This window comes from Glycomyces endophyticus, assembly GCF_039531525.1.
In the GTDB taxonomy this organism is placed as follows: domain Bacteria; phylum Actinomycetota; class Actinomycetes; order Mycobacteriales; family Micromonosporaceae; genus Glycomyces; species Glycomyces endophyticus.
Map to the genome: position 1 here is coordinate 131,226 of NZ_BAAAQF010000004.1, position 19,428 is coordinate 150,653.

At 71.9% G+C, this 19,428-nt stretch carries 17 protein-coding genes; 4 read left to right on the plus strand and 13 right to left on the minus strand.

What is annotated here, in order from left to right:
• Position 1: 1 nt before the first annotated feature.
• From ABD419_RS03790 to ABD419_RS03800, 3 genes are all read right to left on the minus strand, one after another.
• Complete coding sequence (locus tag ABD419_RS03790) at positions 2–778, minus strand: zinc ribbon domain-containing protein (RefSeq protein ID WP_344481929.1); 777 nt, start codon at positions 776–778, stop codon at positions 2–4.
• Positions 779–1,603, minus strand: a complete 825-nt coding sequence (locus ABD419_RS03795) for a Nif3-like dinuclear metal center hexameric protein (RefSeq protein ID WP_344481932.1) — start codon at positions 1,601–1,603, stop codon at positions 779–781.
• Positions 1,604–1,720: 117 nt separating this feature from the next.
• The gene (locus tag ABD419_RS03800) at positions 1,721–2,959 is read right to left on the minus strand and encodes a helix-turn-helix domain-containing protein (protein ID WP_344481935.1); all 1,239 of its coding nucleotides are present in this window, start codon (positions 2,957–2,959) and stop codon (positions 1,721–1,723) included.
• Between the two features lie 432 nt (positions 2,960–3,391).
• Here ABD419_RS03800 and ABD419_RS03805 point away from each other — a divergent pair, with 432 nt between their 5' ends.
• Positions 3,392–3,640 (plus strand): hypothetical protein, encoded by a 249-nt coding sequence (locus tag ABD419_RS03805; protein WP_344481938.1) that lies wholly within the window; start codon positions 3,392–3,394, stop codon positions 3,638–3,640.
• 44 nt (positions 3,641–3,684) lie between these two features.
• Here the strand turns inward: ABD419_RS03805 and ABD419_RS03810 are convergent, their stop codons facing one another.
• The gene (locus tag ABD419_RS03810; RefSeq protein ID WP_344481941.1) at positions 3,685–4,479 is read right to left on the minus strand and encodes a metallophosphoesterase; all 795 of its coding nucleotides are present in this window, start codon (positions 4,477–4,479) and stop codon (positions 3,685–3,687) included.
• 134 nt (positions 4,480–4,613) lie between these two features.
• On the opposite strand from ABD419_RS03810, the gene ABD419_RS03815 reads away from it, so the two are divergent.
• Positions 4,614–6,653, plus strand: a complete 2,040-nt coding sequence (locus ABD419_RS03815) for a M3 family metallopeptidase (RefSeq protein WP_344481943.1) — start codon at positions 4,614–4,616, stop codon at positions 6,651–6,653.
• 54 nt (positions 6,654–6,707) lie between these two features.
• On the opposite strand, the gene ABD419_RS03820 is transcribed toward ABD419_RS03815, so the two are convergent.
• From ABD419_RS03820 to ABD419_RS03845, 6 genes are all read right to left on the minus strand, one after another.
• A complete protein-coding gene (locus ABD419_RS03820) occupies positions 6,708–8,327 on the minus strand; it encodes a stealth family protein (protein ID WP_344481945.1) in 1,620 nt (539 codons plus the stop codon).
• A 301-nt stretch (positions 8,328–8,628) separates the two neighbouring features.
• Positions 8,629–9,267, minus strand: coding sequence for a 2'-5' RNA ligase family protein (locus tag ABD419_RS03825; RefSeq protein WP_344481947.1), 639 nt, complete (start codon positions 9,265–9,267; stop codon positions 8,629–8,631).
• 94 nt (positions 9,268–9,361) lie between these two features.
• On the minus strand, positions 9,362–11,056 hold the full coding sequence (cydC, locus tag ABD419_RS03830; RefSeq protein ID WP_344481950.1) for a thiol reductant ABC exporter subunit CydC: 1,695 nt from the start codon (positions 11,054–11,056) through the stop codon (positions 9,362–9,364).
• Entirely contained in the window at positions 11,056–12,756 is a 1,701-nt protein-coding gene (gene cydD, locus ABD419_RS03835; RefSeq protein WP_344481953.1) for a thiol reductant ABC exporter subunit CydD, read from the minus strand. Before cydD ends, cydC begins: the two co-directional genes overlap by 1 nt.
• Entirely contained in the window at positions 12,753–13,766 is a 1,014-nt protein-coding gene (gene cydB, locus ABD419_RS03840) for a cytochrome d ubiquinol oxidase subunit II (RefSeq protein ID WP_344481956.1), read from the minus strand. The genes cydD and cydB overlap by 4 nt, the downstream gene beginning before the upstream one ends.
• A 13-nt stretch (positions 13,767–13,779) precedes the next feature.
• Positions 13,780–15,186 (minus strand): cytochrome ubiquinol oxidase subunit I, encoded by a 1,407-nt coding sequence (locus ABD419_RS03845; protein ID WP_344481959.1) that lies wholly within the window; start codon positions 15,184–15,186, stop codon positions 13,780–13,782.
• A 157-nt stretch (positions 15,187–15,343) separates the two neighbouring features.
• On the opposite strand from ABD419_RS03845, the gene proC reads away from it, so the two are divergent.
• Together proC and ABD419_RS03855 are read left to right on the plus strand one after the other, a co-directional pair.
• A complete protein-coding gene (gene proC / locus ABD419_RS03850; RefSeq protein WP_344481961.1) occupies positions 15,344–16,150 on the plus strand; it encodes a pyrroline-5-carboxylate reductase in 807 nt (268 codons plus the stop codon).
• Positions 16,151–16,168: 18 nt separating this feature from the next.
• On the plus strand, positions 16,169–16,621 hold the full coding sequence (locus ABD419_RS03855; protein ID WP_344481963.1) for a GNAT family N-acetyltransferase: 453 nt from the start codon (positions 16,169–16,171) through the stop codon (positions 16,619–16,621).
• A gap of 141 nt (positions 16,622–16,762) precedes the next feature.
• Here ABD419_RS03855 and ABD419_RS03860 read toward each other — a convergent pair whose 3' ends face one another.
• From ABD419_RS03860 to ABD419_RS03870, 3 genes are all read right to left on the minus strand, one after another.
• Positions 16,763–18,337 carry an endo-1,4-beta-xylanase gene (locus ABD419_RS03860; protein WP_344481965.1) on the minus strand — a complete coding sequence of 525 codons (1,575 nt, stop codon included), beginning with the start codon at positions 18,335–18,337 and terminating at the stop codon, positions 16,763–16,765.
• 247 nt (positions 18,338–18,584) lie between these two features.
• Positions 18,585–19,067, minus strand: coding sequence for a bacterioferritin (bfr, locus tag ABD419_RS03865; protein WP_344481967.1), 483 nt, complete (start codon positions 19,065–19,067; stop codon positions 18,585–18,587).
• 165 nt (positions 19,068–19,232) lie between these two features.
• On the minus strand, positions 19,233–19,418 hold the full coding sequence (locus tag ABD419_RS03870; RefSeq protein ID WP_344481968.1) for a (2Fe-2S)-binding protein: 186 nt from the start codon (positions 19,416–19,418) through the stop codon (positions 19,233–19,235).
• Between the last annotated feature and the right edge of the window lie 10 nt (positions 19,419–19,428).

A 19,428-nucleotide genomic window follows, 5' to 3' on the forward strand; every position in this document is an offset into this window, starting at 1 on the left:
TCTACTCGTACTTCTTGAGCTCGTCCTCGGAGGCGAGGGTGGGCCGGGTGCCGGGGAGCTCGGTGCGGATGAGGACGCAGCCGCACTCCTCGCAGCGGATGACCTCGTCGATCGGGGCGGACTTGATGGGGATCATGTCGGCCGGGGACTTCTCGATGCGGCAGGACCCGCAGCGGCGGCCGACGAGTTCGGCGGCGGCGATGGGCTGCTTGGCGTGGATGCGCTCGTAGAGCTCGACGAGGCGGTCGGGGATGTTGACGGCGAGGGCGGCGCGGGTGGAGGTCGCGTCGGCGGTCTCGGTCTCGATCTCGCCGAGGAGGCGGCCCCGGTCGGCCTGGGCGTCGGCGAGGACGGTCTCGGCCTCGGCGAGCTGGCGGCGGGCCTCGGCGAGTTCGGCGTCGAGGGCTTCGCGGCGCTCCATGAGTTCGAGCTCGTCGTCCTCGAGGCTGCCCTGGCGGCGGGCGAGGGACTCGAGTTCGCTCTGGAGGCCGCCGAGCTCCTTGGCGCTGGCGCCGGCGGCCATGCGCTCGCGGTCGTTGGCGGCGCGCTTCTTGACGAGGTCGACCTCGCGTTCGACGCGGTCGATGTCGCGGTCGAGGTCGGCGATGTCGCCGGTGAGGTTGGCGGCCTTGTCCCCCAGTGCCCGCAGGCGCTGCGTCGCGGTCGCGTACGCCGGGTCGGCGTCGAGCTTCCTGCGGCGCTGCGCCAGCTGGGAGAGGGTGGTGTCGACCGCCTGGAGTTCGAGCAGTCGGCGCTGATCGAAGAGGTCGGCTTTCAACTAATTCACCCCGGGTTTCTGGTGGATGGTCCACGGATCGGTGTCGAGGTCGGAGACGCGGACGTCGTCGACCAGACGGGACAGATGCTCGGCAACAGTATCGAGCCAGGGCCGCTCGGTCGCCCAGTGGGCGGCGTCGATGAGGGCCGGGCCGCTTCCGGCGAGGTGTTCGCTCACCGGGTGGTGGCGGAGGTCGGCGGTCAGGTAGGCGTTCGCGCCGGCGGCCGCGGCGTCGGCGAGGAACGTGTCGCCGGCGCCGCCGCAGACGGCGACGGTGCTGACGGGGCGGTCGGGGTCGCCGGCGGCGCGCACGCCCCACACGGTGGGCGGGAGGGCCGCGGCGGCGCGGTCGACGAGTTCGGCGAGGGTGAGGGTGCGCGGGAGGCGGCCGATGCGGCCGGAGCCGCGGCCGGTGCCGTGGTGCTCGGGTCCGTCGAGGGGGCGCAGGGGCCTGAGGTCGACGAGGCCGAGCCGGTCGGCGAGGGCGTCGGAGACGCCGGGGTTGGCGACGTCGGCGTTGGTGTGGGCCACGTAGAGGCCCATGCCGGACTCGATGAGGGTGTGGACGAGGTCGCCCTTGTAGGACGCGGCGGGGTCGAGGCTGGAGACGCCGCGGAGCAGGAGCGGGTGGTGGGCGACGATGAGGTCGCAGTCGGCCTCGATCGCCTCGATGACGGTCTCGGGGACGACGTCGACGACGCAGAGCACCCGGCGGACCGAGTTCCCGCCGCGGCCCAGGACGAGGCCGACCCGGTCCCAGTCCTCGGCCCAGCGGCGCGGGTACAGGTCGTCGAGTGCCGCGGTGATCTCGCTGAGCGTGCGCATGTCCGTGAGTCTATTGACGGTTCGGCCGCCGCGGGGAGGGGTGTGCCCGGAGCCTGAGCAGCGGCGGCTCCGGGCGCACCTCGCGCACCGTGCGCGACGGGAGGGGCCGGCGGCCCCTCAGTTCAGGGCCCCGACCTCCTCGGCGAGCCGGCGCACGTCCTGGGCGGGTTCGCCCTTGGAGCGGTGCAGGATCTGGTCGATGAGGTCGACGGCGAGGGGGCGGCAGCGGATCTCCGCCGGGGCGTTGCGGTCGGCGGTCACCAGGTGGCGGCCGGCCCGTTCGATGTCGCCGACCTGCACGCAGGCCCGGGACATGTCGAGGTAGTGGTGCGCGCGCCGCTCGGCGACGAGGTCGGCGAGCGCGGCGGGCGGGATGGACTCGTGGACGGCGAGGGCGTCGCCGCCCTCGCCGAGCTCGACGAAGGCCGCGGCGCGGTGCAGCAGCACGTTCGTGGGCCCGAACGAGGTGTAGTAGTAGTTCGCGTCCCGGCCGAGGATGGTGGCGGCACGGGAGGCGCTGTCGAGGAGGTCGTCGCTGGTGGTCGCGTCCCCGGCGAGGGCGGCGGCCATGGCGCCCTGGAGGAGGAGCGCCCCGTAGACGCTGATGGCCGCCGGGCTGGAGGACTCGCCGCCGTGCTCGGAGATGAGGCCGTGCGCGACCTGGACGTTGAGGTCGAGCGCGGCCTGGTAGCGGCCGAGGGACCGGAGCGCGTTGGCGACCCGCGTGGTGGCGATGCCGGCCAGGAGCGGGTCGTTGCCGCGGTTGGCGGCGGAGATGGCGCGGTCGGCGGCGAGCCAGGCGAGCTGCGCCTCGCCGAGCTTGCGGAGGATCGTTGAGGCGATCTGGTAGACCTGCGTCATGAGTTCGGCGGCGTCGGCGCTGGTGCCGCCGACGGGCCGGTCCTCGGCGACGGGCGTGTCGCGCAGGAGCTGGATGAGCGACCTGGCGACGACCGGGTAGTGGCCCTTCTCGAACGCGAGCCAGCAGTAGTTCACGGCCCCTCTGAGTTCGGGGATGGGCGTCGGGTCGATCGGGGCGGCTTCGAGGAAGCGGCCGAGGCGCTCGTAGCGCTCGAGGGACTGGCGGATGGACTCGACCTCCACCTGGTCGAGGCAGCCGCCGAGGCCCGGGCGGCGTCGGGGTTCGCGGCCGAGGAGCTGGGCGGAGTCGACGCTCAGCGCTTCGGCGAGTTCGGTGATGACCGAGTACTTGTCGAGGCGGCGGACGCCGCGCTCGATCTTGTCGACCCAGCTCTTGGACTTGCCGATGCGGTCGGCGAAGACCTGCTGGGACATGCCGCGGCGCTGTCGCCAGTAGGCGACCCGCCGCCCCATCGGTTGCGTTTCGGACTCCATGTCAGACCCCACCGTCTATATAGGAGTTACACGTGGCTTCGGGACTTCGTGTCGTGTCTCGCAGTTGCGTGCGGTATTCGGTTGTGCGTGCGGTTCGGCGCGGCCTTCCACCAGGAGGCCGCGGCCGGGGCGCGGTGCGGCCGTCGTCAGCAGTGCTCGGTTGTCTTGACCCGCACGAGGTTCGGTTCCGCCGGTGCGGCACCGGACTGCCGCACGCGGCGCCCCGACTCTATGTGTGTACCGGTTTTCGGGCTCGGGCACAACGGCCGCGAACTGCCAATGTGACGCTCCGGCGGAGCGTGCTTACAGTCTCGCCCGGACGATCCGGTCCACTGTCGCCTATCAGGGCATATGCCTGGTTTCGGTCGCCCGAACTCGTGAAACCTGCACATGCAACGTGTCGATTCAAGGGTCTGGATCGTTGTGTCGGATATGAGACACCAACGAGTCGTCGCGCGCCGCGAACATCGGCGCGCCTTCCGCAGGGCCTTCCTGACCGCCGCCGTCGCGACCGCTCTGGCCGCCGTGCTGGGCTACGCGATCGCCTTCTCGCCCCTCGCCGGATGGGCGACGCTCGGCGTCGCCGCGGCGGGGGCCGTGAGCCTGTGGCTGGAGTCGCGCGCGGGCCGCGCGGCCACGCCGCCGCCCGTGTACTTCTTCACCTCGCCGGGCGACGACTGACCGGGGCCGCCCCGCGGCGGCGCCGGGAGGACCCGCTGCCGAGGTCAGTTGAGGCGGACCACCAGGCACTTGCCGCCCTGGTACACGCCGCCGTCGACGTTGAGGACGAGCCCGTCGCAGTAGCGGCGGGCCTGGGTGACCTGGGACGGCTCGAGCTCGGTCGTGTCCGGGATCGTCGAATGGCCGTGGACGAGCTCCTCGCCCCCGAAGGTCCGGAGCATCCCGCGCACGCGCTGCGGCCCCTCCGGGCCGAGGAACTCGTGGCGGCGGGTCAGCTCCCGGAACAGCTGCCACCACTCCTCGGGCTCGTCGGAGGCCGTGATCCTGCGGACCGCGGCGTTCACCGCCTCCTCGCTGCGCCCGTACGCGAGATAGGACTCGCTGTCGGAGTGCACCAGGAGCGAGCGGTCGACGACGTGGAGGACCCGGCGGCTCTCGAGCCACCGCACCTCGTCCTCGGTGAGGTCGCCCAGCTCGTCCTCGAAGCCGCCGTTGAGGACCCACCAGTGCAGGAACTGCCGGTCCATGCCGTCGACGTCGGTGAACGCGACGTCGCCGAAGCGCCGGGACCCCAGCACCAGCACCTCGTGGTTCCCGATGAGGGTGTCGACGTGGCCGCCCTCGGCGGCGGCCTGCCCGGCGAGCCGGCGCAGCAGCCGGACCACGGCCACGCCCTCCTCGCCCCGGTCGAACAGGTCCCCCAGGATCCACAGGCGGGCGTCGCCGCCGGTCCACCTGGCGTCGCCGTCGACGAGTCCGCGGCCCCGCAGCGCCTCGGCGAGCGCGTCGTAGTGGCCGTGGACGTCGCTGGCCACGAACAGCGGACTGGATTCAGACATGGGACCGATATTAGTGCCGCCCGGTGCCGTCCGGTGAGGTTGTCGCCCGTCGATCCAATGCACTTGCCGCCCGGCAGGTGGGCGCAATAGGATTCGGCCACCGCCGTATCCGCCGACCGCCGCGAGGAGCACCCGTGACCGACAACCCGTTCCTGTCCCCCTCCGACCTCCCCTATCAGCTGCCGCCGTTCGCGGCGATCCGCAACGAGCACTACCTGCCGGCGTTCGAGGCCGGCATGGCCGAGCAGCTCGAGCAGGTCGCGGCCATCGCCGGCAGCGACGAGGAGCCGACGTTCGCGAACACGGTCGTCGCCCTCGACCTCTCCGGCCAGGGGATCTTCAAACGGGTCAACATCGCGTTCTTCAACAAGAACTCCTCGGACACCGACGACGAGCTCAACGCGATCGAGTCGGAGATCAGCCCGCGGCTGGCGGCCCACGCCGACGCGATCCTGCTGAACCCCGAGCTGTTCGCGCGCATCGACGCCCTCTGGAGGAGGAAGGACGAGCTGGGCCTGGACGAGCAGGACGAGCGGCTCCTCGAACGCTTCCACACCGAGTTCGTGCGCGGCGGCGCCGCCCTCGACGACGCGGGCAAGGCGCGCCTCTCCGAGGTCAACGCCGAGCTCGCCGAGCTGGCCTCCAAGTTCAACCAGCAGATCCTCGCCGACATCAACGACGCCGCCGTCCACGTCGCGGACGCGGCCGAGCTCGACGGCCTCGGCGACGACCAGATCGGCGCCGCCGCCGCGGCCGCGAAGGACCGCGGCCTCGACGGCTACCTCATCACCCAGTCGAACTTCTCCCGCCACCCGCTCCTGGAGGACCTCAAGGACCGCGCCCTGCGCGAGCGCCTCTACAAGGCCACCATCGGCCGCGGCAAGGGCAACGCCGCCACCCTCCTGCGGATGATCGCCCTGCGCGCCGAGAAGGCCCGCCTGCTCGGCTACGAGCACTTCGCCGCGTACATCGCCGCCGACGGCACCGCCGGGAACGCCGGCATCATCGCCGAGCGCCTCGCCGGGCTCGCCGAGGCCTCGGTGCGCAACGCCCGCCGCGAGGCCGGCGAGCTCCAGGAGGTCATCGACGCCGAGGGCGGCGACTTCGCGCTCGCCGCCTGGGACTGGTCGTTCTACTCCAAGCAGGTCCGCCAGGCCAAGTACGGCTTCGACGCCGAGGCGCTCAAGCCCTACCTCGAACTCGACCGCGTCCTCGTCGACGGCGTCTTCCACGCCGCCGAGCTGGAGTTCGGCCTCACCTTCGCGCTGCGCGAGGACCTCCAGGGGTACCACCCCGAGGCCCGCGTGTGGGAGGTCCTGGACGGCGGCGAGCCCCTGGGCCTGTTCGTGGGCGACTTCTTCACCCGCGACTCCAAGAAGGGCGGCGCGTGGATGAACGCGCTCGTCGTCCAGTCCGACCTCACCGGCGACAAGCCGGTCGTGGTGAACAACCTGAACATCGTCAAGCCCTCCGAGGGCCAGCCGGCGCTCATCTCCGTGGACAACGTGACCACGCTGTTCCACGAGTTCGGCCACGCCCTCCACGGGCTGCTGTCGGCCTGCCGGTACCCGAAGACCTCCATGACCTCGACCCCGCGCGACTTCGTCGAGTACCCGTCGCAGGTCAACGAGATGTGGGAGGACTGGCCCGAGGTCGTCGCGAACTACGCCCGCCACCACGAGACCGGCGAGGCCGCCCCGGCCGAGCTCATCGCGCAGTGGAAGGCCGCCGGCAAGTTCGGCGAGGGCTTCGCGTCCACCGAGTACCTCGCGGCCGCCATCCTCGACCAGGCCTGGCACCGCCTCGCCCCCGAGGACGTCCCCGACGGCGGCGACGACCCGCACGCGGTCGTCGAGGCCTTCGAGCGCAAGGCCCTGGAGGACGCCGGGATCTACCTGCCCGAGATCGCCCCGCGCTACCGCTCGGGCTACTTCGCGCACATCTCCATCGGCTACGCCGCCGGGTACTACTCGTACATCTGGTCGGAGATCCTCGACGCCGACACCGTGGAGTGGTTCAAGGAGAACGGCGGCCTCACCCGCGCCAACGGCGACCACTTCCGCGCCACGCTGCTGAGCAGGGGCGGCTCCATCGACCCGATGGAGTCCTTCCGGCGCTTCCGCGGCCGCGACGCCGAGATCGACCCGCTCCTGGAGCGGCGCGGCCTGAAGTAGGCGAACGAGAAGACCCGCACGGCCTCCTGGAGGCCATGCGGGTCTTTCCGCGTCTCAGAGCGCCAGCGCCTGCTCCCAGGGCGAGGCCACCGGGAAGTACGCCTCCAGGAAGCGCAGCATCATCGCCGAGCGCTCCTCGACCAGGTCCGGCGGGAGGCCGGCGTCGTTGATGCAGAACGTCTCCCGGTCGCGCCGCTCCAGCAGCAGCTCCAGGCGCTCGGCGACGTCGGGCATCCCCAGCTCCACGTAGGCGTCCTGGGCGTGCCCGGAGACCGCGCGGCCCGAGAGGTACGCGTAGTAGTGCTGGAGGGTCACCGCGGAGACGTCGGTGACGTTGCGGAAGGCGCTGCGCGCGGTCCGGTCCATCTCCTCGTCGAACTCCTTCTCCATCTCGGCGAGGACGGAGCGCTGGAGCGGGTACGGCACGTGCTTCATCATCCGCGAGACGGTCCGCCCGAACGCGCGGTCGATGAGCGCGCGGTCGTTCTTGAAGGCCGCGTTGGGCGGCGAGTCGGCGCGGCTGACCGGGTCCATGTCGATGAACGTCTGCGCCGGGAAGAACCGGGCGAGGCCGTTGGGCTCGAAGAACAGCTGCGGGCCGACCGGGCGGCCGACGAACATGTCGTCGTTGAAGTACAGGAAGTGCTCGCTGAGCCCCTCGATGCGGTGGAGCTGCGTCTCGATCGAGTGGGAGTTGAAGGTGGGCAGCGAGTCCGGGTCGTCGTACAGGTCGCGGTGGTCGACGACGGTGAGGCCCGGGCCGTCCTCCAGCCAGTGCGGGCGCTGCCGGTCGGTCACGAGGTACACGTGGCGCACCCACGGCGCGTTCAGGTGCAGGGAGCGCAGGGAGTACCGCAGCTCCTCGCGGTCGACGTAGCGGGCGTCGTTGTCGGACTCGGCGTGGTACGGCGACTGGTCGGCCTCGGCGCGGCGGCGCAGCCAGGCGTGGTCCGAGCCGTCGACCCAGGTGTAGACGACGTCGATCGGGAACGCGACGTGGTCGGGGCCGGGGCGCGCGAACTCGGTGCGGGTCGGCAGGTCCGGCAGCCCGGCGTGGCCGCCGCTCGCCAGCGCCGTGAAGAGGCGCCCGGGAGCCGACACCCGGGCGCCGCCCTGGCGGACGAAGGGGCTGATGCGGTTGTGCCGGGGGGCGAGGAGGTGCCCGTCGCCGGTGTCGGTCCAGAACTCGACGTCGCAGCCGTAGTCGGGGCCGAAGAGCAGTTCGCGCGAGGTGTCGGTCCACAGCCAGGAGGCGCGGACGAGCGGCACGTCGCCCATGTCGGCGCGGCGGGCCCACTCGGGCCGGTTGAGGCCGAGCTCGGATTCGCGGAACGCGGGCTCGGGCACGGAGAGGCGCCCGCCGGTGGACTCGCAGAGCATCGCGAGGGCGGTGCAGACGCGCTGGCGGTCGGCCGCGGCGGCGCCGAGGACGGGCCGGGTGAGGCTGAAGCCGGGGACGGCGAAGAAGTCGACGCCGGCGGCGGTGAGGATCGCGGTGACGATCTCGAGGTTGCGGCGCCACACCTCCAGCGGCGTGGGGGCGGCGAGGGCGTAGGCGGGGCGGATCTCGCCGGCGTGGAGCACGTGGCCGGAGTCGAGGTCGGTGAAGAAGCCGTACGGTTCGGTGACCTCGGTGCGGGCCTTGGCGGGAGGGTCGAAGAGCCTGGGCTCCACCAGGTCTTCGGCCGGTCGGACGGACGCTGTCGCTCGGGTTGCGATACGACGGTCATCGGCTGCGAACAATCGACACCTCCTGACGCTTGCGGCTTTCGCCGGTCCGGGGTCTTCCGGGACTGCTGCCGGCGCGTGGGGGCGGGTCGCCGTCGACCACGCCTGAACGTCACGTGGCCGGTCTCTGACACGTGTCTCAACAGTAGGCCACAGGGCAGTGACAAAATGGTTGCAGATTCGCGTCCCGGGCGTCAACCGGAACGGGCGCCGCCAGGTGGCGACGCCCGTTCTGGAAATGAGATGTCTACGCGCCCAAGGGAATCCGCGCGACGTGCTCCCACGTGTAGGACGAGGCGTCCTCACTTTGGATGACTCGGACCAGGTCTACCCCGGTGACTGTGATTTCCGTCCGACCCGGGCGGACGTCGCGGAGCTTGTTCTGGATCGCGCCGCGGCGGGGGTCGACGCCGACCGAGTCGGCGCGGTAGGACAGGGACACGTGCCCGGGGCCGCCGCAGGGGCGGCCGACGCCGCCGTCGACGACCTCGTCGATCGCCTCGACGCACTTCGCGACGAGCGCGTCGAAGCCGTTGCCGGGGAACGTGTCGAGGAGGACGCCGCCGGTGGCGGCGAGGGCGGGCCCGACGGTGAGCCGGAACGCGGGGACCTCCGCGGCCTTGCGGCGCAGGCGGTCGATGAGCGCGGCGCGCACGTCGTCGCCGATGGCGGCGGCGTCGCACTCGACGGAGGCGACCGTGGCGTGGAGCCACTCGTGGGGGACGGCCTTGTCGGCGGCGAGGTCGATGACCGGCCGGTAGGACTCCGCCACCGCCTTGACCTCGGTGAGATCGGTCAGGTAGACGTGGAGCTTGGTCCAGCCTTCCGGCCAGCGCTGCCCTGAGCTGGGAGGCTTCGGTCCGGAAGTGGGAGCAGATGTGTTCACTGCTGCATCAATGCCTTAGGCGAGTCGGAAGGCCCCGGACGGGGCCGGTGTGTTCGTTTCCACCGCTTGAATCTGGTAGCACCGTTCCGGGAGTCTACCCACGGGGGGCAAGGTCCGAGAGCGAACTGAGCGGCGCGTCACGCGGTGTCGGCACCGGCGGCCGGAGGTGGACGGTCCGGTCGACGACGCCGTCCGGAAGCGGCCGGTGGGTGATGACGATCGCGGTCTTGCCTTCAAGAGCGGCGGCGGCCGTCCTGAGTACGCGTTCGGCGGTGGCGGCGTCGAGGTGCGCGTCGGGTTCGTCGAGGACGAGGACCTCGCGGTCGGCGAGGAGGCAGCGGGCGAGGGCGATGCGGCCCCGCTCGCCGCCGGAGACGGCGCGGCCGTGCTCGCCGAGGCGCGTGTCGAGGCCCAGCTCAAGGCCGTCGAACCAGTCGCGGAGGCCGGCCCAGCGGAGGGCGCGCACGATCTCGTCGTCGGTGGCGCCGGTCCGCGCGAGGCGGAGGTTCTCGGCGAGTGTGGTGTCGAACACGTGGGCGTCCTGGGAGCACAGGCCGACGGTGCGGCGCACGTCGTCGCCGTCGTACTCGGCGAGTTCGACGCCGCCGAACCGCAGCGACCCCTCGTACGGCAGGAATCCCATGAGGACCGCGGCGAGCGTGGACTTGCCGGAGCCGGAGGGGCCCACGACCGCGACGCGCTCGCCGGGCTGGATCTTCAGGTCGAAGCCCTCGATGGCGGGCCGGTCGGCGCCGGGCCAGGTGACCGAGAGGCGCTTGATCTCGATGAAGGGCGGGCCGCCGAGCGGGTTGGGCTCGAAGTCCATGGGCTCCTCGGGGTCCGGCCGCGGGTCGGGGGCCTGCGTGATCTCGACGAGGCGGCGGCCGCTCTCCTTCGCGGCGGCGGTCGCCTGGGCCGCGGCGGGGAGGGCGAGGACGGGCTCGAACGCGGCGAGCGGGACGAGCGCGAGGCAGGCGAGGAGGACCCCGTCGAGGGTCCCGGCCGCGACGGCGGGGATGCCGGTCCACAGGGCCCCGGCGACGGCGGCGGCCATGGCGAGCAGGCCGGCGCCCTGGCCGAGCCCGGCGGTCCAGGCGATGCGGGCGTGGGCGCGGCGCAGCCGCTCGTCGCCGTCGAGGGCGCGTTCGAGCGCGACGGCGTCGGTGCCGGCGGCGACGAGCTCGTCGCGGCCGTGGAGGCAGGCGCGCACGTTCTCGGTGAGCTCGCCGCGCTCGATCGCGGTGGCGCGCACGGCGAACCGCGCGGACCAGGACGCGAGCGCGGGGCCGGCGAGGGCCGCGGCGAGGAGCGTCAGGGCGAGGACCGCCCCGGCGGCGGGCAGGATCGCGGTCTGGAGGACCACGGCGCAGACCGCGGTGGCGACGGCGGCGGCGAGCGGGAGGGCCCCGCGGAGCCACCGGTCGCCGGTGCCGTCGACGTCGTCGACGAGGCGGGCCTGGAGGTCGCCGGAGCGCCACACCGGGACCCCGGCGGGCGCGAGGCGCACCAGTTTGCGCCACACGGCGACGCGGAGGCGTTCGAGGCCGCGGAACGCGGCGTCGTGGGAGACGAGGCGCTCGGCGTACCTGAACACGCCGCGGCCGATCCCGAGCGCGCGCACCGAGGTGATCGCGACCATGAGGTACAGGATCGGCGGCTGCTCCCAGGCGCGGGAGACGAGGTACGCGGAGACCGCGAGCAGGCCGAGCGCGCTGAGCTGGGCGAGGGCGCCGAGGCCGGCGCCGAGGCCGAGCCGCAGTGCGACGGCGTTGCGCCACTTGCTGACCACTACCAGTCCACCTCTCGGTCGGCGATCGCGCGCACCGCTTCGCGGTGGGAGGCGATCAGGACGGTCCGGTGCTCGCGGTAGGGCGCGAACGACTCCAGGACCGCGCGTTCGGTGTCCGCGTCGAGGTGCGCGGTGGGCTCGTCCAGGAGCAGGACGGGCGTGTCGAGGAGGTCGGCGCGCAGCAGGAGGCGGGCGAGCCCGACGCGGGCGGCCTCTCCGGCGGAGAGCCCGGCCCCGCCCGCGGCGACGCGGCGGCGGCCGTCGGGCGCGTGGGCGGCGGCGATCGCCTTGGCGACGGCCGGGTCGGACGCGTCGTGCGGGACGGACAGGCGCACGTTGTCGGCGACGGTCCCGTCGATGAGGACGGGCTTCTGCGGCAGCCACGAGACGGAGCGGCGGATGGCCTCCAGGTCGAGCTGCGCGAGGTCGGTGCCGTCGAACGCGATCGAGCCGGCCGCGGGGCGGCGGAAGCCGAGGAGCGCGGCCAGCAGCGTCGACTTGCCCGCGCCGGAGCGGGCGGTGAGGACGGTGGTCTGCGCGGCGGGCACCGTCAGGCTCAGCTCCGGCAGCGGGTCGCGGCCGGGGTAGGCGAAGACGGTGCGGCGGAACATGATCGTGGGCGCGCGGCGCAGCGGCGGCGCGATGTGCGGGGCGGCGGCGAGCGCGGGGGCGTCGGTGGGCGCGGCCGCCTCGGCGGGCTCGGCGCCGCGCTCGGGCGGCTCGGCGAGGATCGCGAAGACCTGTTCGGCGGCGGCGAGGCCTTCGGCGCTCGCGTGGTACTGGGCGCCGGCGTTGCGCAGCGGCAGGTAGGCCTCGGGGGCGAGGATGAGCACCAGGAGCGCGGTCTGGAGCCCGGCCGCCCCGGCGAGGCCGCCTTCGACGAGCTGCACGCCGACGGTGACGGCGACGACCGCGACCGACAGGGACGCGGCGAGTTCGAGGACGAGCGCGGAGCAGAACGCGACCCGCAGCAGCGACATCGAGCGGCGCCGGTACTCGCCGGTGGTGACCTCGATGGCCCCGGTCTGCTTGGCGGCGCGGCCGAACGCCTTGAGCGTCGGGAGCCCGGCGACGAGGTCGGCGAAGTGGTGCGCGAGCGCGGAGGTGGTCGCCCACTGGCGCGCGGCGCGGGCCTTCGTGTAGCGGCCGATGAGGACGCCGAACAGCGGGATCAGCGGCAGCGTGAGCGCGACGACGAGCGCCGCGGGCGGGTAGGCGACGAGCATGACGACGAGGACGCCGACGGGCACCAGCGCGGCGAGCACCAGCTGCGGCAGGTACCGCGCGAAGTAGGCGTCCAGGGCGTCGACGCCGCGGACGAGGAGGTTCGCGGTCTCGCCGGAGTGGCGGGTCCCCGAGGGCAGGCGCATGAGGCGTTCGAGGGCCTGGCGGCGCAGGCCGGACTTGACGCCGGCGGCGGCGCGGTTCGCGGCGGCCTCCTGCACCGAGGCCAGGAGCGCGCGCCCGGCGAGGACGGCGGCGAGCGCGATGAGGCGCGGCGCGAGCGCGGCGAGGTCCTCGCCGCCCGCGAAGGCCCCGGCGACGAGGCTCGCGATGAGCCAGGCCCCGGCGACCACGCACGCGGTCTGGGCCAGGCCGAGCGCGGCGCACACGCCGATGTAGACGGACGCGCCGCGGGCGCGGTGGAGGAGGCGGCGGTCGAACGCGCCGGCCTCGGCGCGGGGAGCGAGCTGCGTCATGCGACGGGGATCCTCTCGTCGGGGATATGTGCGACCGAGACCCGCTTGCGGAAGACCCAGTACGTCCAGCCCTGGTAGAGCAGGACGACGGGCAGGAAGACCACCGCGGCCCAGGTCATGATCCCGAGGGTCTTCTCGGTGGCGGCCGCGTTCTCGGCGGTCAGGCCGTTGGCGGGGTCGGCGGTGGACGGCAGGACGTCGGGCCACAGCGCGCAGAACAGCGCGGCGGAGGCGAGTCCGACGGTGAGCGCGGTGGCCGCGAAGGCCCAGCCGCCGCGGCCCTTGAAGTCGAGCGCGAGCCCCGCGAGGAGGGCCAGCACCGCGAGCACGACGAGCACCAGCGAGGCGCCGTTCCCGTGGGCCGCCTGGGTCCAGACGAGGAACGCGAGCGCGGGCGCGGCGGTCGCGGCCCCGAGTCTGAGGCCGACGGCGCGGGCGCGGGCGCTGAGGTCGCCGGTGGTGCGCAGGTGCAGGAAGTACGCGCCGTGCGTGGCGAACAGGAGCAGCATCGTGAGGCCGCCGAGGAGCGCGTAGCCGTTGAGCAGGCCCCAGATCGAGCCGGTGTAGTCGAAGTTCGCGTCCAGGGGCACGCCGCGCACGATGTTGGCGACCACCGCGCCCCACAGGAACGCGGCGGCGGCCGAGCCGGCGGTGATGCACAGGTCCCAGCCGCGGCGCCACTTCGCGGTGTCGCCCTTGCCGCGGTACTCGAAGGCGACGCCGCGGACGATGAGCCCGAGGAGGATCAGGAAGAACAGCAGGTAGAACCCGGAGAAGAGGCTGGCGTACCAGTGCGGGAAGGCCGCGAACATGGCGCCGCCCGCGGTGATGACCCAGACTTCGTTGCCGTCCCAGACCGGGCCGATCGTGTTGATCATGGCGCGGCGCTCGCGCTCCTCGCGCCCGAGCACGGGCAGGAGCATCCCCACCCCGAAGTCGAACCCTTCGAGGATGAAGTAGCCGGTGAAGAGCACGGCTATGGCGATGAACCAGATCGTCGTCAGTTCCATTGGGCGTCCTCGGCTAGTAGGCGAAGGCCATCGGCTTGTCGGGGTCGTCGGACGGGGCCGAGGCGGCCACGGCGGCCTCCTCCTCGGGCGGGCCCGCCTTCGCGTACTTGAAGAAGAGCTTCAGGGCGATGACGGCGAGGATCAGGTAGACGAGGGTGAAGCCGACGAGAGAGATCGCGACGGTGGCGGCGCCGACGCGCGGCGAGACGGCCTCGCTGGTCTGGTAGAGGCCGAACACGACCCACGGCTGGCGTCCCATCTCGGTGAAGATCCACCCGGAGCTGTTGGCGAGGAACGGGGTCACGGCCATCCACATGACGACCGGCCAGAACAGGCGGTGCGCGGGCAGGCGGCCGCGGCGGGTGGACCACCAGACGATCACGGCCATCGCCATCGCGAGGAGCCCGAAGCCGATCATGAACCGGAAGGACCAGTAGGTGAGCGGGATGTACGGGACGTAGTCGCCGGGCCCGAACATGTCGTTGTACTGGGCGTTCAGGTCGTTGATGCCTTCGACGCGGCCGCTGAAGGAGCCGGTGGCGAGGAACGACAGGAGGCCGGGGATCTCGATGATCGGCGTGCCGTGGCGGCCGTCGAGGGAGCCGATGGTGAGCACGGAGAACGGTGCGCTGTAGGTGGTCTGGTACAGGGCCTCCGCGGCGGCCATCTTCATCGGCTGCGTCGCGGTCATGACCTTGCCGAGGGAGTCGCCCGACAGGATCAGGCCGAGGCCGCCGACGAGGGTGGTGAGGACGCCCAGGCGCATCGCCGGGCGGTGCACGTCGAGGTCGCGGCCGTGCATGAAGTGGTAGCCGGAGACGGCGACGACGACCACGCCGGCGGTGAGCCAGGCGGCGAAGATCGTGTGCGGGAACGCGGCGAGGACGACCGGATTGCCGAGGACGGCGCCGAAGTCGGTGAGCTCGGCGCGTCCGGCGGTCTCGTTGAGCTGGTAGCCGACCGGGTTCTGCATGAAGGCGTTGGCGGCGAGGATGAAGTACGCGGAGGCCATGGTGCCGAAGGCGACCAGCCAGATGCACGCGAGGTGCAGTCCGGGCTTGAGGCGGTCCCAGCCGAAGATCCAGACGCCGATGAACGTCGACTCCAGGAAGAACGCGACGAGCGCCTCGAACGCGAGCGGGGCGCCGAAGACGTCGCCGACGAAGCGCGAGTACGCCGACCAGTTCATGCCGAACTGGAACTCCTGGACGATGCCGGTGACCACGCCCATGGCGATGTTGATGAGGAAGAGCTTGCCCCAGAACTTGGTGGCGCGCAGGTACACCGGCTTGCCGGTGGTGCGCCACAGGGTCTGGAGGATCGCCACGACGAGCGAGAGTCCGATGGTGACGGGGACGAACAGGAAGTGGTAGACGGTCGTGACGCCGAACTGCAGCCGCGCCAAGTCCAGAACGTCCATAACGCCCCAATCGCCCGTTGAGTGCCTGAGTCCGATTATCGTGGCAGCTCGGGTGTCCGGTAGGGGATGAAACGCGCAATACATCTACTTTTCGCATTGTGTGCGGCCGCGTTCGGCGAGGCACAATCGATGGGCAGTCGATCGCAGAGGAGTGGTGATGCGCAGAGTCGCGGTGCTGGGAGCGGGGAAGATGGGGCAGGCCATCGTGTCGGGCCTGCTGCGCGCGGGCTGGTCGGAGGAGGCCGTGGTCGCCACGGCCCGCAGCGAGGAGCGCGCGGCGGCGCTCCGGGAGCAGTACGGGGTCCGGGTGGAGCCGAACGCGGCGGCGGTCGCCGGGGCCGACGTCGTGGTCGTGGCGGTGAAGCCGCAGGACGCGGCGGCGCTGCTCGACGAGCTGTCGGGCGCGTTCCGGGCGGACGCGCCGGTGGTGAGCATCTGCGCGGGGCTGCCGGTGGCGTTCTTCGAGAAGCGACTTCCGGACGCGACGCCGGTGGTGCGGGCGATGCCGAACACGCCCGCGCTCGTGGACGAGGCGATGACGGTCCTCTCCCCCGGCACGCACGCCGACGCGCGGTGCCTGGCGGCGGTCGAGGAGCTGTTCAAGCCGCTCGGGCGCACGCTCGTGGTGGACGAGAAGCACCAGGACGCGGTCACCGCGATCTCGGGCTCGGGCCCGGCGTACTTCTACTACCTGGCCGAGGCGATGACCGAGGCCGGCGTCCTCATGGGACTGCCGCGCGACGTGAGCAAGGAGCTGGTGACGCAGACGGCGCTCGGCGCGGCGCGGATGCTCCGCGAGAGCGGCGACTCGCCCGTGGCCCTGCGCGAGGCCGTCGAGTCCCCGGCGGGGACGACGATCAGCGCGGTGCGGCAGCTGGAGAACCACCGGGCGCGCTCGGCGGTGACCGATGCGATCGAGGCGGCCCGGGACCGGGCGCGGGAGATCGCGGAAGAGTATGCGTAGCGAGAGGACGGCCGCGTGATGGCGGACATGCGTGAGGTCAGGAGCGGTCGCTTCGCGGACCTGGACGGGCGGACGGTGTTCGATCTGGCGCGGCTGCGGCAGGCGGTGTTCGTGGTCGAGCAGGAGTGCGCGTACCCGGACCTGGACGACGCGGACCTGGACCCGGCGACGGTCCACTTCTGGGTGGACGGCGCGGACGGCGCCGCGGCGTGCCTGCGGGTGCTGCGCGGGGACGGCGTGTGGAAGATCGGGCGGGTCTGCGCGGCCCTGCCGGACCGCGGGACCGGGCTGAGCGCGCGGCTCATGCGGGCGGCGCTCGAGCACCTCGGCCCGGGGGTCGACGTGGTGCTCGGCGCGCAGACGTACGCGACCGGGTTCTACCGGAAGTTCGGCTTCGCCGAGTACGGCGAGGAGTACCTGGAGGACGGCATCCCGCACGTCATGATGCGTCGCAAGGGAACGAATCCGTAATAACCGATATATCCCCCTAAAGGGACCCCTGGAGTCAAGTTTAAGGAGGGGGTCCGACATGACCGCGCTTGCCGCTCTCACCCGTCCGAGTGAAGCCCGGGAGCGGGGCCCCGGATCTGCATGCCCCGCTCCCGGACGGCTCTACTCCGGCGGCAGCTGCGCCGGGTCGACGACGCCCCAGTAGGCGGCCTTGGCCTGGAGGCGGTCGTCGAAGAACAGCGGCGCCTCGTGCGGGCGCGAGACCGGCCAGGTCCGCAGCCACGAGACCGCGTCGTACAGGCCCCACATCGTCACCGACTCCAGGTGGCGGGCGCGGTCGCGCAGGACCGTGAACAGCTCCTGGTAGTACCGGCCCTGGGCGGCCAGGCGCTCCGGCGGCGTCGCGGGCAGGGACTCCTCCATGTGGTCGGAGACCGAGACGTCGAGCTCGGTGACGGCCTGGAGCACCCGCAGGCGCTTGAACGCGTCGATGGACTCGCCGAGGAGCTGCGGGTCGCGCCGGTAATCGACGTGGGCCTGGTGGCCGACGCCGTCGATCGGCACGCGCTTGCGCTTCAGGTCCTGCACCAGGTTGTAGACCGCCTCGCGCTTGTCGGGGAACTCGGTGTTGTAGTCGTTGAGGAAGAGCTTCACCTTGCGCGGCAGGATGCGGCGGGCGATCTTGAAGGCCTCGCCGATGTAGGCGCCGCCGCCGAACACCTCGTACCAGCGCGAGCGGCGCAGGCCGTCGGTCTGCTCGGGGTCGACCACCTCGTTGACGACGTCCCAGGCCCAGACCCGGTCGCCGTAGTGCGCGGCGATCGCGGTGACGTGCGCTTCGAGGCGGGCGAGCAGGAGCGCCCGGTGCGCGGGCGTGCTCTGGAGCGGGTTCCCGTCGGCGTCGAGGAACCACCACGCGGGGGTCTGGTTGTGCCACAGCAGGGTGTGGCCCCAGACGGTCATGCCGTTGGCCTCGGCGAAGGCGACGATCTCGTCGGCGCGGTCGAAGGTGAAGACGCCCTCGGTCGGCTGGATCGCGTCGGGTTTCATCTGGTTGCCGGTGGTGACCTGCGCGAAGTGCTTCGCGAGGAGCTCGGCGGGCTTGCCGGCGACCTCGGGCGGCTCGACGGCGCAGCCGATCGGGAAGTCGCAGGCGAGGAAGTCCTTGAGCGGGAGCAGGTCCTGGATCTCGGGCTCCTGGATGCGGGTGAGCGTGAATTCGTCGACGAGGACCGGGGTGAGGCTGGAGGCGGACTCGACGTAGAACTGGAGCAGGTCGGCGGGCTGGGTGATCGAGTACGTGCCGGTGAACTCGGTCCAGGCGTCGGGGGTGACCGCGGTGTTCCACTTGACCGTCTCGTAGGCGGTCGATCCGGCGGCGTCGCGCTGCACGGTGGTGCGCAGGTCGGCCGCGTCCAGGCCCGAGGGCAGGCGCATGAGGACCCGGAGCCGGTAGCGGACGCCGGCCTCGACGTGCGCGGTGATGTCGATGGCGGCGCCGTTCCAGGTGGCGGTGCGGCCCTCGACGAGGAGGCTGCCCTCGGCGTTCACCGAGAGGGCGACGGCGCCGCGGGCGTACCAGCCCTCGGTGGTGCCGGAGGAGAAGTCGGTGGCGAGGAGCAGGTCGTCGGCGTGCGCGGGGCTCGCGGCGGCGAGCGGGAGGACCGCGGCGCCGCCCGCGACGGCGGCGCCCGTCAGGACGGCGCGGCGAGAGGCGCGGGGGGAGGGTGTCGGCATGGACGCTTCCTTTGCGGAGTGAGGGGACGCCGAGGCCGGGAGTCGTGAGGTGCCGGCCCGCGACTGGGGGCTCCGAACGAGGAGTTCCCGAAACTCTCGGAAACTTTCATTCAAAGTATTGATATGTTACGATCCTTGCGTCGGCGCTGTCAAGGCGACGACCTACCACTGTGGCGGAGATGTGAGGGGCTCTGCCGCAAGAAGAAAGGGGGCCGGCGAAAGCCGGCCCCCTCCAACGTACTGGTGGCTACGCCTCTTCGGGCTGCTCGATGAGCGACTGGATGTACAGCGGCTCGCCGATCTTCTCCAGGATCTCGAGCTGGGTGTCCAGGTAGTCGATGTGGTGCTCCTCGTCCTTGAGGATCGAGGCGAAGAGGTCGCGCGAGGTGAAGTCCTTGACCGACTCCATGTGCACGATGCCGCGCTTGAGGCGGTCGATCGCCTCGACCTCGATCAGGCGGTCGCACTCGAAGACCTCCTTGACGGTGGTGCCGATGCGCAGCGGGGACAGGCGCTGGTAGTTCGGCATGCCGTCGAGGAACAGGATGCGGTCGGTGAGGATCTCGGCGTGGCGCATCTCGTCCATCGACTCGGCGCGCGTGTACTTCGCCAGCTTCGTGTAGCCCCAGTTCTCCTGGAGCTTGTAGTGCAGGAAGTACTGGTTGATCGCGGTCAGCTCCGCGGTCAGCTGCTCGTTGAGGAACTCGATGACCTGCTTGTCGCCCTGCATGGCTGGTCCTTCCCGGTCGTTCAGGTGTCGCCGGTCCGGCGACCGGTGACCCCAGCGTAGGACGAGATGGGAGGCGATATCCAGCCAGGAATACCTAAAATAGGACAACCTATCCTAACGGAGGACATCCTAAAGGGACGGGCAAATCCCGATAAAGCGGTGGGTTCAGGCGACGGCGGGGACCGAGTCCGTGAAGTAGCTCTCGATCATGTCGACCAGCCGCTCATGGCACGTGCCGCAGCTCGTGCCGGCGTCGCACGCCTCGCCGATGGCCTCTTCGGTGTGCGCGCCCGCGGTGATGCAGGCGCGGACCTCGTTCTCGTGGACCGCGTGGCAGATGCAGGCGTACACGCACCGACCT